This is a genomic window from Paenibacillus massiliensis subsp. panacisoli DSM 21345, from assembly GCF_000426545.1.
GTDB classification, from domain to species: Bacteria; Bacillota; Bacilli; order Paenibacillales; family Paenibacillaceae; genus Paenibacillus; species Paenibacillus panacisoli.
This window is the reverse complement of sequence record NZ_AUFO01000012.1, coordinates 164,593-179,762: the sequence shown is the minus strand read 5'-3', so window position 1 is coordinate 179,762 and position 15,170 is coordinate 164,593. Positions and strand designations below refer to the sequence as shown.

At 50.3% G+C, this 15,170-nt stretch carries 17 protein-coding genes; 5 read left to right on the top strand and 12 right to left on the bottom strand.

Annotation, left to right across the window (positions count from 1 at the left end; genetic code table 11):
- The first annotated feature begins 355 nt into the window (after positions 1–355).
- Positions 356–1,885: a methyl-accepting chemotaxis protein gene (locus K331_RS0112305; protein WP_028590521.1), complete on the top strand. Its 1,530-nt coding sequence runs from the start codon at positions 356–358 to the stop codon at positions 1,883–1,885.
- A gap of 190 nt (positions 1,886–2,075) precedes the next feature.
- On the opposite strand, the gene map is transcribed toward K331_RS0112305, so the two are convergent.
- The 7 genes from map to K331_RS0112270 all read right to left on the bottom strand — a co-directional run bounded on the left by map (position 2,076) and on the right by K331_RS0112270 (position 7,150).
- Entirely contained in the window at positions 2,076–2,825 is a 750-nt protein-coding gene (gene map, locus K331_RS0112300; protein WP_028590520.1) for a type I methionyl aminopeptidase, read from the bottom strand.
- 367 nt (positions 2,826–3,192) lie between these two features.
- Complete coding sequence (locus K331_RS0112295; protein ID WP_018887077.1) at positions 3,193–3,618, bottom strand: OsmC family protein; 426 nt, start codon at positions 3,616–3,618, stop codon at positions 3,193–3,195.
- Positions 3,619–3,692: 74 nt separating this feature from the next.
- On the bottom strand, positions 3,693–4,439 hold the full coding sequence (locus K331_RS0112290; protein WP_028590519.1) for an amino acid ABC transporter ATP-binding protein: 747 nt from the start codon (positions 4,437–4,439) through the stop codon (positions 3,693–3,695).
- A gap of 37 nt (positions 4,440–4,476) precedes the next feature.
- Entirely contained in the window at positions 4,477–5,124 is a 648-nt protein-coding gene (locus tag K331_RS0112285; protein ID WP_018887079.1) for an amino acid ABC transporter permease, read from the bottom strand.
- 111 nt (positions 5,125–5,235) lie between these two features.
- Positions 5,236–6,111: a substrate-binding periplasmic protein gene (locus K331_RS0112280; protein ID WP_028590518.1), complete on the bottom strand. Its 876-nt coding sequence runs from the start codon at positions 6,109–6,111 to the stop codon at positions 5,236–5,238.
- Positions 6,112–6,124: 13 nt separating this feature from the next.
- Positions 6,125–6,769, bottom strand: a complete 645-nt coding sequence (locus K331_RS0112275) for a TetR/AcrR family transcriptional regulator (RefSeq protein ID WP_028590517.1) — start codon at positions 6,767–6,769, stop codon at positions 6,125–6,127.
- 192 nt (positions 6,770–6,961) lie between these two features.
- A complete protein-coding gene (locus tag K331_RS0112270; RefSeq protein ID WP_018887082.1) occupies positions 6,962–7,150 on the bottom strand; it encodes a hypothetical protein in 189 nt (62 codons plus the stop codon).
- 401 nt (positions 7,151–7,551) lie between these two features.
- Between K331_RS0112270 and K331_RS0112265 the strand changes: the two genes are divergently transcribed.
- Positions 7,552–8,727, top strand: a complete 1,176-nt coding sequence (locus tag K331_RS0112265; RefSeq protein ID WP_028590516.1) for an MGDG synthase family glycosyltransferase — start codon at positions 7,552–7,554, stop codon at positions 8,725–8,727.
- Between the two features lie 174 nt (positions 8,728–8,901).
- Complete coding sequence (locus K331_RS0112260) at positions 8,902–9,183, top strand: hypothetical protein (protein ID WP_028590515.1); 282 nt, start codon at positions 8,902–8,904, stop codon at positions 9,181–9,183.
- A gap of 83 nt (positions 9,184–9,266) precedes the next feature.
- Here K331_RS0112260 and K331_RS0112255 read toward each other — a convergent pair whose 3' ends face one another.
- Positions 9,267–10,526: a hypothetical protein gene (locus K331_RS0112255; RefSeq protein ID WP_028590514.1), complete on the bottom strand. Its 1,260-nt coding sequence runs from the start codon at positions 10,524–10,526 to the stop codon at positions 9,267–9,269.
- Positions 10,527–10,705: 179 nt separating this feature from the next.
- On the bottom strand, positions 10,706–11,278 hold the full coding sequence (locus tag K331_RS0112250) for a xanthine phosphoribosyltransferase (protein ID WP_028590513.1): 573 nt from the start codon (positions 11,276–11,278) through the stop codon (positions 10,706–10,708).
- A 115-nt stretch (positions 11,279–11,393) separates the two neighbouring features.
- Here K331_RS0112250 and mscL point away from each other — a divergent pair, with 115 nt between their 5' ends.
- Positions 11,394–11,882 (top strand): large conductance mechanosensitive channel protein MscL, encoded by a 489-nt coding sequence (gene mscL / locus K331_RS0112245; RefSeq protein ID WP_028590512.1) that lies wholly within the window; start codon positions 11,394–11,396, stop codon positions 11,880–11,882.
- Between the two features lie 129 nt (positions 11,883–12,011).
- On the opposite strand, the gene K331_RS0112240 is transcribed toward mscL, so the two are convergent.
- Positions 12,012–12,305, bottom strand: a complete 294-nt coding sequence (locus K331_RS0112240) for a hypothetical protein (RefSeq protein WP_028590511.1) — start codon at positions 12,303–12,305, stop codon at positions 12,012–12,014.
- A 322-nt stretch (positions 12,306–12,627) separates the two neighbouring features.
- Between K331_RS0112240 and K331_RS0112235 the strand changes: the two genes are divergently transcribed.
- A complete protein-coding gene (locus tag K331_RS0112235; RefSeq protein ID WP_028590510.1) occupies positions 12,628–13,302 on the top strand; it encodes an NUDIX hydrolase in 675 nt (224 codons plus the stop codon).
- Here K331_RS0112235 and K331_RS0112230 read toward each other — a convergent pair.
- Together K331_RS0112230 and K331_RS0112225 are read right to left on the bottom strand one after the other, a co-directional pair.
- Positions 13,299–14,078 (bottom strand): TrmB family transcriptional regulator, encoded by a 780-nt coding sequence (locus K331_RS0112230; protein ID WP_028590509.1) that lies wholly within the window; start codon positions 14,076–14,078, stop codon positions 13,299–13,301. The two genes, K331_RS0112235 and K331_RS0112230, sit on opposite strands and share 4 nt — an antisense overlap.
- Positions 14,079–14,144: 66 nt before the next feature.
- Positions 14,145–15,023, bottom strand: a complete 879-nt coding sequence (locus K331_RS0112225; RefSeq protein ID WP_028590508.1) for a zinc ribbon domain-containing protein — start codon at positions 15,021–15,023, stop codon at positions 14,145–14,147.
- Positions 15,024–15,170: the final 147 nt, after the last annotated feature.

Here is a 15,170-nt window from a genome sequence, read left to right as displayed (position 1 = left end):
CCCGCAACAGATACTTGGCAATTGGGCTATTGATGTTAAGGTGTGGTAGTTACTAGCATTACTTAAATGTTATTAGTGTGCTCACTGTGATTAGTGTGATTAGTGTGTATATATTTATACACAGTATATAAACACCCACTCCCCAAGTCAACCCTTTTGTATGCCTAATCTCACACCACCAAGCCCTATGACCCTGAAAATTCCTATTCTAGCATGGTATCACAGCTACTCAAATTTCCTCCTAAATGCTTATGCGCTTCATGACTTTCGTCGATAAAATGATTAACCCGTACAACCTTCATTACTGCATACGCTCTTTGTGCATGTTTATAAAATGATAAAGGAGACCTTCACCATGTTCCTCAAAAACGCAAGCTCCAAGCCATCACAGACAGCTACATCACTTCAGCAGGTGCTTGACCAGGTGAAGCAATTGTCCGCTTCATTGGATTCAGGTCAACTAGGGGCGCGCTTGTCCACGGATGAGGCTGCACCTGCTATTGCCCAAGAGCTAGCCCAGGAGATCAATCAGATCGTAGACAAGCTGACCGGCAGAGTCGAGACAAGTACGCAGGTGCTTGAGCTATACAGACATTCTGCCATTTCCGGGTTCTGTGAGATTACTGTTGTCGATGGTGATCCACTGCACCGGGACAATCGCGTTCTGCCTTCCCCAGAATTCGTAAGATTATTTCAGATGGATCATACCCATGATATGCCTAAATCTCTTCATTCGTGGACAGATGTATTCCATCAGGAAGACCAGCCGCTGATTCGTAATTCCCTCACACAGCACGCCGCTGAACGGAATCAGCAGCCACTAGAGCTGGAAGGCCGCGTACATACCAAAGGTGATCAGTACCGCTGGTATCGTACCATTTGCAAATTCCTGTATAACGAACAAGGAATCCCCTACACGCTATTATCACTAATCATCGACATTCATGAACAGAAGGTAGAAGCCGATGAGCTGCAAGCTCTGATTACCAGATATGATCTCATCAACCGTGCCCTGGTGGAGGCCCCTTGGGATATGACTGTCGTAGCCGGCGATGTGGTCAACCCGAACAACGAGTTCTGGTGGTCGCCTCAGTTCCGAAAGACGCTTGGCTTTCAGGATGAGAGCGACTTCCCCAACATCTTTAGCAGCTGGAGCAGTCGACTTCACCCCGAGGATGCCCAGCGGACAGTGGATGCTTTTGCAGCGCATATGAATGATTATTCGGGACGGACACCATACGATCTGGACTATCGTCTGCAGCTCAAGAACGGAGAATACCGATGGTTCCATGCCGGCGGGGAGACCGTGCGTGATAGCAAGGGCGTGCCTCTGCGGGTAGCCGGTACGATCCGGGATGTCACTCATGAGAAGAACAAGGAAGAAGTCGTACAGGCCATGACACTGAAGACCCAGCAGCTATTTGATGCCATTAACGAAATGATCCGGGGCATCAACTCCATCACCGAGCAGGCTCAAGATCTGGTCAATGCACAGGAGCAATCGGCAGAAGCCGCTTTGCAAGTGAAGAACAGTGCGGAAGAGACCAAGAATATTACCGCCTTCATTCGCGAGATCGCCAGCCAGACGAATCTCCTCGGCTTGAACGCAGCCATTGAGGCTGCACGGGCAGGCGAGCTGGGATTAGGCTTTGGCGTCGTAGCCGGGGAAGTTCGGAAGCTGGCGGATCACAGCTCAGAGGCTACAGTGAATATTGAGGGTAGCATGCAGGACATGAAGAATTTGATCGATCAAATTCTGGACCACATCGGTAAGATGTCCTTCCTCACTCAGAATCAGGCGGCACTGACACAGCAAGTCAATGCCTCCATGGATGAGATTAACCGGATGTCGCAGGAGCTGGTCAACTTTTCACGTAATCTGTAGTCTATGACAATACGAAGGCCTCTTCTCCTGTCATGCAGGAGTCAGAGGCCTTTTTGAATGGAGCTACCAATAGTATTTAGCTACCAGATCTGGAGACACGGATTACTAATTTTTCGCAAAATACCGAAGTGGAGAATGACCCTACTACTTATATGAGGGTATTATAGTTCCTGGTGACTGCTGATCCGTACTACTCACTGAGAATGAGCGGCCCCTCTTTCGTCACAGCAATCGTATGCTCATATTGAGCTCCCCAGCTTCCATCAGCTGAACTGATCGTCCAGCCATCGTCACCCCATAATACAGCACCACTAGAGCCGAGCATGAACACAGGCTCAATCGTGAACACCATACCCTCGCATAGCTTCATCCCTGTACCCGGTCTTCCGAAATGAAGCACCTCCGGCGGCTCATGCATCTGTCTGCCAATTCCATGTCCAACGAGGGATTTGACGATTCCCACTCTACCCTGCCTTGCTGTTTGCTCTACCTCATAGCCAATATCACCCAGCGTGAAGCCGATGTGCGCTTTCTGGATGCCTTTCATAAGTGCCTTATGTGTCGTGTGCAGCAGGCGGGCCACTGGCTTATTGACCGTCCCCACCTGATAAGTCCAGCCCCGGTCGGCTAGCCAACCATCCTTGTTCACCACAATATCAATGGTTGCAATATCCCCTGGTTCAAGTGGCGTGCTGTTGGGAAAGCCATGACAGACAACATCATTGACCGAGGCGCATGTAGCGTAAGGGAAACCTTTATAACCCTTCTGCTCCGGGGTGGCTCCACGCCTGTATAGGAACTCCTCCACCCGATTGTCAATCTCTGCTGTTGTAATCCCAGGTAACATCCAGCGTGCAATCTGATCATGGCATGCCGCCAGAATCCTGCCCGCCTCCCGCATATATCCGATCTCTTCCGGGGTGCGTATGCGTATGGTCATGAGCCCTCTCTCCTCCCTATGTCTTGTTCACTCAGCTTTCTCTATCCTGACAATCGTCACGCCTATAGAGTCATACCTATTCCATTGTATGAAGCTGTATGCGAACTCGCGCATGCTGTTCCTGTGAATGCCAGAAGAAGCAGGTGTTAGCAACGTCAAAAAGCCGCCCGAATTACAACAACACATGCTGTACATGCTGCTGTAGTCGGACGGCTTATACCGTAATCTAGTAATCAAATATTACGTGTGTTTCTGACACCTAAACATCCTGTTTCAGCTATTACACGGCTATTACACTATTCCAGAAGATACTCTTCCAGAGCACACTGTTCCAGACGAGCTATTGCCCCTTACCCTACTGAACGACTCAGGCAGGCTTCGGTGTATCGACTCCGTTCAAGACAAGGTGCATATGAATCTCTGCCTTCAGAGAGTCTGATACTGCGCAATACTTCTCTTTGCCCATCTCGATCGCCTTCCATACCCGATAATCCGGGATATCGCCATCGACATGGAACGTAAGATCAATCGCGGTGAAGCCTGTAGGATTCTCTTCCTTCCGCTTGCCTTCAGCTACAATATCAATGCGCTCAATGGATGGGAGAAAACGGTCCAGAATCATCGTGATATCGATTCCCATGCATCCGCCGAGCCCGGCCAGCAGCAGTTCCATCGGTGTCATTCCTTTGCCATCCCCACCATATTTGGCTGTGGCATCCATGCCTACGCTATATCCTGACGGTCCTTCGGAGGTGAAGGCTCGTTTTCCTTCCCAGGTTGTTGTAACTTTCATGTTTATCCTTCTTTCCGCTGTAAATTTGTGTACCTATATAGGTCGCTAATCGCTCCAATTGTCTATATATCTCACTAAAACTCCGTAATCTGTCGTAAAAAACGCTTCGTCCGCTCTTCCCGCGGAGACTCGAAGAATGCCTGTGGTGCAGCCTCCTCCACGATGAATCCATCCGCCATGAAGATGACCTTGTCTGCGACCTCACGGGCGAACTTCATCTCATGAGAGACTACGAGCATCGTCATCCCTTCACGGGCCAGCTCGCGCATGACACTGAGCACCTCACCTACCAGCTCCGGGTCCAGCGCTGATGTAGGCTCATCGAACAGCATCATGGCTGGCTCCATTGCGAGCGAACGGGCAATCGCGACACGCTGCTGTTGTCCTCCCGACAATCTGGAGGGATACGCATCCTGCTTGTCCTTCAGCCCTACTCGATCTAGCAGACGCTGGCCGATGGGAATGGCTTTATTGCGATCCATTTTTTTGACGGTGACAAGCCCTTCAATGACATTCCCCAGTGCAGTCATGTGGGGGTACAGGTTGAATTGCTGGAACACCATACCTGTCTGCTTGCGAATCTCACGAATCGCCTGCTGCTTCTGACGAACAGGAGCCGTTGCTGCTACCTGGATGCCATTCACCTCGAAGGCTCCTCCGGATATTTCCTCCAGGCCATTAAGACATCGTAGCAGCGTACTCTTTCCTGACCCACTCGGCCCGAGCAGCACGACAATCTCCCCGGCCTTCACATGCAGATCAATGCCCTTCAGAACCTCGTTATGTTGAAAATGCTTCGTTAAGCCTTTAGTTGTAATCATATGCACTCACTCCATTGAATTTCAGTGGTCCTGCATCTCAATAAGCTCGCGCCAGTCTATGCTCCACACGCTCCAGCAGGAATGACAGCCCTGTGCTCATGAGCCAGTAGATGATACCTATAGCGATATAATACGGCATGAATACGAACGTCTGCGATTGCAGCAGCTGGGCCTGACGTAGCAGCTCGCTGACTGTAATGACCGAGACCAGCGAGGTCTCCTTCAGCATGCCGATGAAGGTGTTGCCCATCGGTGGAATCGCTATGCGAGCAGCTTGCGGAAGCACTACCCGACGCATCGCCTGTGAGGGAGTCATTCCCGTGGCAAGCGCTGCTTCCATCTGTCCATTCGGCACAGATAGAATCGCTCCACGGAACGTCTCAGATAGATAAGCACCTGCATTCACGCTAAGCGCAATATAAGCTGCCGTCAGCGAGCCAAGCGTTACACCATAATCGACTAGACCGTAATAAATGATACAGATCTGTACCAGCAAAGGTGTCCCCCGTATGATCGACACGTAAGCCCGCGCCAGCCAGCGAATGAAGCGATTGCCCTTCAGCCGTGCCACTGCTGTAACCAGCCCGATCAACAGACCGAAGGTCATGGACACGACCGTTAACAAGAGCGTATAATAGGCGCCTTCCAATAGGAATGGCAAGCCGTTCAATACCATTTGCAGCATGTAAATTTCTCCTTCCCGAAGACGATAGTCGGGATCTCCCGTATATATCGTCACAGCATGAGGCCATTCATGAACGATCCATGAACAGCCTCAGCAGCACACCATGTGTTGTTATTGGGCAGGCGGCGCCTCGCCGAACCATTTCTTGAAGATCGTCTCATACGTTCCATCACTCTTCATATCCGCAAGCGCCTTGTTGATCGCATCTCGCAGCTCAGGGTTCTCCTTGCGCAGTGCAATTCCTGCCTGATCTGATTTGATGGGCTCGCCAACCGCCTTAATCTTGAATCCATTTTGATCTACAAGCGGCTTCAGCGCATACAGGTTATTGATCGTGGCATCAATCCGGCCTACGTCAAGGTCCTTGAGGGAGGTAATTACATCGTTATAGGTCTTGATTTCAAAAGGACCATACTTTGGCAATACTTCATTGCGCAGGTAGGATTCATCGTTGGTGCCCAGTCCGACGCCGATCGTCTTTCCTTTGAAATCCTCCAGCTTGGTAATATCGTTATTGCTGCTGTTCACGATAATCTTGACGCTATTTGTGATATAGCCATCTGAGAAGTCGATCTGCTGCTTCCGCTCATCGGTGATCGTCACTTGGCTGGCCACCACATCGAATTTGCTTGTCTGCAGGCTAGGAATTAGCCCGGAGAACTCCTGAGTTGTGAACTCGGCCTCTACACCCAGACGCTTCGCAACCTCCTTGGCAATATCAGGATCGAAGCCATCTACTTCATTCTGATTGTTCAGGAATGTGTAGGGTGGATAGGTTCCCATCGTCCCTACTTTCAGCACACCAGCACTCTTGATGTTCTCCAGCAGATCCCCTCCAGCCGTCTCTGTACCTGGAGCCTCAGTGTTACCATTAGTGCCACTATCCGCTGCCGGGTTGTTGGTCGTGCTGCATGCACTCAGGATTAGTGTGAGTACTGCGAGTAATGTAATTGTCCATTGCCAGCTCTTGCGTGAGTTCGTCTTCATCTTCATTCTCTCCTTATTCTTGGTCCCGGGACTTGCCCAGCAATCCGTAAAATTCAAAATTAGCTGCTTCCGCGGCGAGTCGCTCAGCCGTAGCTGAAGCAATTGACTGATGTAATTCCTCCGAGCCGAACAGCCAACGGGAAATGAGACCTTCAATCAAGCCCATCAGCAGTGCCGCACGCAGCTCTACATCAAGGCTAGGTGGCAGCATTCCCAGCTCCATCGCACGTTCGATATTTCGGCGAAATGCCTGTTCCATCGCCTGTCTTACTTCAACAATGTGCTGACGCACCGTCTCTTCGACACCGTTCCCCTTAAGCAGCAGCTCCATCAAATAGCGATTGTCCGCTGCGAACATGAATAGAGAGCAGAACAGCGTCTCTGAGGCTCTGACCATATCCGGTATATCCCCTGGCTGCTGTCGGTAGCCCTGATGAATGACATCCAATAGAGCAACACGTCCGGTCTCGATAATCTCCAGAGCCAATGCCTCTTTGCTCTTGAAATGCCAATAAAAGGTTCCCTGAGCTACACCGGCCTCGCGAACAATGTCGGATACCTTAGTCATATGATAGCCATTTGTGGCGAATTTCTTTAATGCAATTTGCAGAATTTGAGCGCGTCGATCATCTGGTGCGACAAATATGTCTTTTTTCACAATATTCCATTCCTCCCGATTGATCAGTCAGTCGGTTAATGACTAAATCCTATAGGACAACTGCGAATTTGTCAATACATTGATTTTCTATTGCTTCAGCGGACACAAAAAAGCCATCCGACCACAACATCATTGTTGCGATCTGGACGGCCCCATGCCGATGCGTTTATGTGTATACAGCAAACGAACGGCTCAAGAGACAGAAGAGTTCAGGCGCCCCAGCTCATTCTCCACGACTAGAGTTAGCTCTTCTTCATAACCTCCCGTAATCCGATATTTGCGTACGTACTCTTTTACGAATTTTTTGGGATCTTTAGGCCGGAAAATTCGAGTCATCTCCCGCAGACTTTCCTTTACTTCGTTATGACCTTTCGTTGCCATGATAACTCCCTCCCAAAACGTTGAAAAATAAATGCTTCGTTGAAGAGAATGCCGCAAAGTTGTGTTGTCATATACATTTGAAGTAGGTGTAGAAAACGCAGCTTAGGTCGGGAACTACCTAATGGCAGTGTACCTGACACTTTTATTACCCGAATCTGACCAAAATGAATCACATTCATAGTATAACATATTCAAAACTTCGTTTCAGCTTTCCGGGCTTCATGAACTTTTTTTAATTTCATGTTTTCGATGCAAAGCACGGTTATAGATTAATATCGGTATTTACAGCTCAATATGTTTGGGCATATTCTCAAAAGAGAACATTCATCATGATCAACTGCGTAGTATTGCCTGCACGATTCAAGCCCATTTCATGAAGCGATCTATTAGGAGGAAGCGTCATGCTGAAGAATCAGCCCAAAGTCTTGATTCTCTATGCCAGCTACGGGGCTGGACATTATCAGGCCTCACTCGCGGTCAAGCAAAGCCTTACGAATAGAGGATTCCAGGTTCGATTGCTCGATCTCATGGCCGAGGCACACCCTCTGCTCAATGAGGTTACGAAATTCGTATATATGCAGAGCTTCAAGACGATCCCAAGGATGTACGGCTGGGTCTACAATCGCACCAAGGACATGAGCGCACGGTCTGCCTTCGGCCATGTCCTGCATTCCTTCGGTATCCGTCAGCTCGCCAAGGCCTTGAACGAGGAACAGCCCGACTTGGTCATTCATACGTTTCCACAGCTCGCACTACCCGCATTGCGGCGCAAGCGTGGAATCCGGCTGCCCATCGTCAACATCATTACTGATTTTGATCTGCACGGAAGATGGCTACACCCTGAAATAGATCGTTATTATGTGCCGACCGAGGATATGAAGCTTGAGGCGATCGAGCGAGGGATGGACCCGGAACGGATTGTCCCATCAGGCATTCCAGTCCATGCTTCCTTTCACGAGAAGAGCGCGGAGGAGCTGACTCCGGTGGATGAAGCGACCCATCAGCCAAATATCATAGAGCTCAATGCAGGCGGTGACAACAAGACCAAGACGATTCTGCTGCTAGGGGGCGCTTATGGCGTCATGACCGGGATGCACACTCTGTGCAGTAGGCTGGCAGCTCTGCCTGATGTCGAGGTGCTGGTCGTGTGCGGTCGGAACGAGTCACTACGAGAGCGCCTGACGAGAGATCTTGCTCACTGCTCCAATATCCGCATCTTTGGGTACGTAGATCACATCGCAGCATTAATGCGTAGGAGTGACCTCGTCATTACAAAGCCCGGGGGAATTACTCTGTCGGAAAGTCTATCCTCTGGCTTGCCAATCTTGATCTACCGTCCGGTACCAGGACAGGAAATGAACAATGCCTTATATCTGGAGCGCAAGGGAGCTGCACTCATCTCTACTCATTTCGAGCAGTTAATTGAACAGGTTACCCGGATTTTGTCCGTCCCTCATACCTATGCAGCGATGGCAGCTACAGCCAGACAGCTCGGGAAGCCGTGGGCGGCAGAGCACATTGCGGAGGATATTATACAGCAATGGTTCACTCCTCTGCCCACAGCTATGGAGCAGTAGAACGCTACAGCATATAGCCTCCGGGAACCAGAAAAGCAGAGTCAGCAGCCACGTAGCTTTACTGGGCTCTCGCATAACTTTACGTCAGTACGGACAGCTTAATAGGAGTATATGAAGCCATCCAGCAAGCTCTTGCTGGCGAGTGCTATCAAGCTGACGTAAAGGAGCCAAGCCATGGAACGTAAAGGGAAAGACATGCTCCCACTCTCGGGAGAGCAAGTGGAGGTAGATGGAGTCTACACCGATGAGGATGGTCACGAGCAGCATCTGAAGCGGGGACAGCATTTTCCATCGGATCTGGTACTAGGGTCCAGTGAGTGGCAGCTGACGGAGTATTCCTTTGACAATCATCATGAAGGCCGCACCGATCCACGCCTTGTCCCCAAGGAGGATGACGTGGACAAGCAAGGGAAGATTACTCATCCTCGTCGGCACATGGAGCGCGGTGACCGCTAAGCTTATACGAGCTTTACATGAACTCTTAATACGCCCGCTTAAAAAAAACCGCAGGTCCCTTACGTGGGAGCCTGCGGTGCTTATTATCTCAGAATTTGTTTTACCAGCTTATGATCTACAACGGCATAAAAGGCCGTATCGGTCACACCAGAGACTGCATCCATATATCCAGTAGTGAAGGCACGCTGGAGCTTCAGATTAATCTTATTCAGCACCTCGTAGCGATCCTTCAGTTGGATGCGTACATCCCCAGCCGAAGTCAGTGTTACTGCACCTGGCAGAATAGTATCCTCCGTATAAGAGCGTTGGACGATCTGGTTCTGCTGAGAATAGAGCTCTATGCTGTGCTCCGTATAAAGTACATAGTACTGATCATTCACCACGATGTGGGCTTCATCGGGAATGGTGAGCTCCCATTGCTTTTCCCCATCCTTGTTAAAGGACATGAGCAGATCGTTAACACCTTCTGTCTGGATACGCAGCATGAAGGTACTGTCATTCGTAGCATGGATGGAGTAGCGTGTCGGGTCTCCAGCCGAGACATTAGCATTCGCCGGGAAGATGTAATTGTTAATCGGCTTTAACTCCAGGTTCAGAATATCCAGCACCGTGCTGCCCGATGGCTGCCACCCGTCTTTGGTTTTGACCTTTCTTTGGCTATCCATAACGATTCGATCCTGCTCGGCAGCGACAAAGGCTCCATTCACAGTACCTCCGCCAGTTAGCTTGCCAGCGTCGCTGTAACGGTTAACGACAGAGGTTACAGTCCCATCCGCTCTGACCGTTGCCTCTTCAAATACGTACAGCTCCCCGTTATTCATCAGCTTAATGATACTACCTGCCGATATATTCTGATTCCACCGCTCTAGCCCCTTGTCTGACAAGGATATTAATTTGTTCGTGCCATCGGTATACTTCACATAAGCGTAGAAGGAACCTGGCTCTGTAGGCATCAGCTCTACAGACGTTGCATAGGCTCCATCCGCGGATTGGAATGTATACTGCCAAAGTGACTCCCCAGTCTGATCATTGAAGGCCTGCAATGTATACAGATACGAGTCACTAGTCTCTTGCCCCTCAGCAGACTTCACAACAGGCTGTTGTGTGTATACGTACACCCGTTGCTTGGATGGCAAGGCGTACACCTTGGACTGATTCGGCTCAAGCAGCTTCTGCTCGGCCTGCGCCACAGGCAAGGACGGAGCATTCCAATAAGCAGCCTCCATTGGCTTGGATACACTTATATCGGCTGCATTAGCTGCCAAGACTGCTGGCTGAGAAGATAACAGTAACACGGCTCCCAGCGCTACACTTCCTCCACATTTCCACCATTTCATACTCATGTCGGATTCATTCCTTTCAGCATTTCTTGGGCACGAGCTCCACTTCTGTATTTCAAAATAACAAGAGTACATATTGGGCAAATTCAACAACATGTACATGTATATACGCTCGGCACCATTTCGGTCATTGTTACTAAACTATACCATTCCTATCTAACGACAGCTATCCTATCAAGATTCTACTCAACAAAATGAACCTTACCATCCTCCAGCGACGCAATACGCACCAGAGACTCGACTCTGTAACCAGCCTCCTGCAGCAGGCGCCCGCCAGGCTGGAAGGCCTTCTCAATCACAATACCTATGCCAACGACCTCCGCTCCTGCCTGCTCCACAATCCGTGTCAGCCCGAAGGCCGCTTCTCCATTAGCCAGAAAATCATCAATGATCAAGATACGCTCACCTTCGTGTAAAAATTTGCGAGACACCGTGATTTCATTCGTCTCCTGCTTGGTAAAAGAATACACCTGCTCGACCCAAATATCCTCTCGTAGCGTGAGAGACTTGTGCTTGCGAGCAAAGATCAGGGGGACATCCAGCTCCAGAGCGGTCATGATGCCTGGTGCAATCCCCGATGATTCAATGGTAAGCACGCGCGTAATGGCCTGATCCGAGAAGCGACGCGTGAATTCACGGCCAATCTCCTTCATGAGCATGGGGTCCATCTGATGATTCAGGAAGGAATCCACCTTCAGCACCGTGTCACTGAGTACAATACCTTCTTTACGCACCTTATCCTGTAAAAGTTGCATGATTTCAACCCCCGATCACCAAATTCATATTTGGAACATCACAAATTTTGTGTAAAATAGGCTGTAGAAACTCAAGCTCGATTCGATTATCTCAAGATAAGGAGTGCCACTGTGTATGAAGGGAAAAGGATTATTACATGAATTCAAGGAGTTTGCTGTACGTGGCAATGTCATTGATCTTGCAGTAGGGGTTATTATCGGAGCCGCCTTCGGCAAAATCGTCACATCTATTGTAAATGATATTTTGATGCCGCCGATCGGTAAAATTCTCGGAGATACCGACTTCTCCAACCTATACTATCCGCTGGATGAGAATCACCTGAACCCGGATGGCAGCTCAATGTCCCTCGCTCAGGCCCAGGATGCAGGTGTAGCCGTCATTGCTTACGGACAATTCATCAATGTCCTGCTGGATTTCGTTATCGTCGCGTTCTGTATCTTCCTGCTCGTCAAGGGCATCAATATGCTCAAGCGTAAGGAACAGGACAAGCCTGCTCCCGAGAAAAAAACCAAGGAATGCCCGTACTGTCTCTCCGAGATTCCTGTGAAGGCTGTACGCTGCTCCCACTGCACTTCCCAACTGGAGGAGTCCGTCAGCTCCTGATCGGCTCGTCCAGTATAGCTCGGGCGAATATCACACGCCCGCGGCGTGGCATGTCTGTGAGAAGCATACCACGTCGCGGGCGCTTATCGTCATGCTGTATGAGTGACTTGTAGCTGATCTCTTGGCTTCTTAGCGTCTAGGCAACAGGTTCTCCAGCAGGGCACGAAGATTGCGATCCTCGCTGTACACCTCTTCCCCCGTATCCAATTCCGTCACACGGATATACTTATAGCCAGATTTCGCATCTGTCGGCTCGAACACCAGCTCATCCGTCTGATCTGCTCTTACGTTGTAGCCCATGTTCCCGAACATTTCTGTCAGCTGATTCATATTCGGTGCAGCCCCATCATCTGTAAAGATTAAGCCTCTTAGCTCTTTGACCTCTTCATCATGCACAACGCGAAAGTGAACGATACATTCCATCACTTCCACCTCCTTAATACCATAATTCGTCACATACACTTCCATAGTCTTATCCAGCTTGCCCCGATCTGCGAAGGTTAACCAGCTGTAATTCCCTTGCCACACTCGGCAAAGCAGGCTGATGGGCGTATAATGTATAACCAGCCCTATAGCGGACCCTTACCTATAGTTTACCATTCTGATCAAGGGAACTACCCTGCAATTAGCAAAAATTTATGTATTTTATCCAAACACAAGACACCTAATCAGAACAAGGACCCATTTCTAATACAGCTTATACAGCTCATACAACTACAATATGCCCACATAGGAGATTACGAGCATGACAGAGGAACGTTTCGATATCTATGATGAAGAGGATCGGTGGATCGGCACAGCCAGCAGGCACGACACCCATCGCTTAGGCTACTGGCATCATTCATTCCATTGCTGGATTGCTCGGCAGGAGGGTGCCCGAAGCTATTTGCTGTTCCAGCAAAGACAGTCCACCAAGGATACCTATCCGGATCTATATGACATCACGGCTGCTGGACACCTGACCGCAGGAGAGGATATGAGTATGGCCGCCCGTGAGCTTCAGGAGGAGTTGGGAGTAAAGGCAGAGCTGCATGAATTGATTCCTTTAGGACATACACGAGAGGAACTACAGGGTTATCTGAAAGGAGTACCGTTCGTGGATCGTGAGGTTAGCTCCGTATTTGGCCTACTGGATCAACGACCACTGCATGCGTACCAGCTTCAGCAAGAGGAAGTAGCAGGACTGTACGAAGCAGAGCTGGAGGACATGCTGGCTTTATTTGAAGGAAGGCTGCCTATCGTCCAAGCCCGAGGTGTGAATGTGGAAGCCAAGTCCGCAGGTAGTTCATCTTCACTGGAAGATCGACAAATCACGGCAGATCAATTCGTTCCTCGTCAGATGGACTACTATCAGCGAGTATGCAGAGCGCTATTACATATCATAGGTGGCAGTAATGAGGTGGGCACGCGCCTGCACTAGCGCGTGTATTTATCTACAATGGAGCGGAAGCCTGGACCGTAGCGGGCCGAGAGCTCTGTGCCCATATCGTGCTCCAGCTCGAACAAGATTACTTCCTGTGCAAAATGGTTCAGCAGCAGTCGGGTCATCACCGGGTGCTCGGTTACAACCGCCTGCGCCTGACCCTCTCCGTCCCTCGTGCCGAGTATGCACCAGCGGCGGTCAATGATCAGCGAGAAGGCGCGCCCCGTCATAGGCGTCATCTCGCCGAATGTATCCAAAGGCAACAAGCGCACGGACGGAGCTTCGCCTCCGTCATACGACCACAGCAGCTTGACGCCTCTCTCCTCCGCCTGCGCAAGCTCCTCTCGAAGGAGCTCAGCTTCCTCGCGGGACACATCCGCAATGACCTCATGCTGTGAGCGACGAAGCTCACGCAGCACGGTATCAATAATGTTCCTGTCCCCTTCCATGTTATAGAAGGGAGACTTATCAGGCTCCGGACGAGGCATTTCCTCTACCACAGCCTCCAGTGATTCCTGTACCTGGCCTGAGATGATCCGTGTTAATTCCTCCGCTGGCAGTACGCTGTACCGTACAGGCTCTCCTTCACTGGTACGCAAGTAGCCATGGCTGGCGAGTCGCTGCAAGGCGGCGTACACATTCGAGCGTGAGGCTCCCAGGCGCTTGGCTACTTCATAGCCGGAGGAGGCTCCGTATCGGGCAAGATCCAGCATGGTCTTGCCCTCCATTTCGGTAAATCCCAGATTTCTAAGATGATGCAGCAATCGTTCCATATCCTCTTCGTCCCTCCATGCTGTCGAACGACAGATCCCTGCCTACTCAGCAGGGACCCAGTTGCATCAGATTTGTTCAGCACCACAGCGGGGACACCACTTGGAGCCTTGTGGCAGCTCAGCAGTACAAATTTGGCAGCGTACCAGCTCACGATCCGTATTTATGCGTGGCGCTGCCTGAGCGTCAGTCTGATTGTTCTCCTGCCAATAGCGGATTCGCTCATCCAACACCTCTTGACGCTTGCGTTCACGTGCCAGCTTCTCTTCCTCCATCTGCTTGGCAGCCAGCTCCTCTTGTCGGCGACGCTCCCACTCTGCATCGAATTCCGCCTTTTCTTCAGGCGAGAAATCATGTTCTGCATAATCATATCTATCCTCGTCCAATTCCGGAAGCTCGAATTTGCGCTTCTCCTGCCCTTGCTCTGGTGCCTTCTCCAGAATAGGCTCCTGATGGCCCAAGCCACTCTCCCGCAGAATCGAGGAAATGTCGCTTGCTACTGCAGCCTGAGAATGGGCATGAGTATGATTTTGAGTATTACTTTGAGCTTGGGCCTGAGTATGAGCTTGAGTGCGAGATGGCGAGCTACCGAAGTCATTCGTCAGCTTGCGCCCACACTTCGGACAGAAGTTGGCGTCCAGTGCAGCGGAGGCACCGCATTCGCACAGCCGCTCGTTCTTCAGCTCAGCAATAATCCCACGCAGCCGATCCACATCGTCCTGCAGCTTATCACATTCCTTGGACAGCTGGGTCATTTCCACCTCAGCAATGGACATATCGGAATAACGGTAGCCCTCGTAGAAGACCTGCCCCATCCGCAAGAAATGCACATCCATCTCTTGCTGGATCGCGTCAATCTGATTATTAATTCTCCCGATCTCAACCGCATGTTGGGCCTTCTCTGTCGCCCTGTTCGCCCCATCCTTAATACGCTGAATAAATTTCATAATCTGTATCCTCCTCGTTCCTCTTCAAGCCATATACCTGCCAGACATCCTTCAGGCGCCTGCACCGCATGAGCCTAACTATATTTCCAGGGCTATGGGTCAGCCTATTGGTCAGGTCGTATACGTAATCCCCTTTTGCCAGGCTAC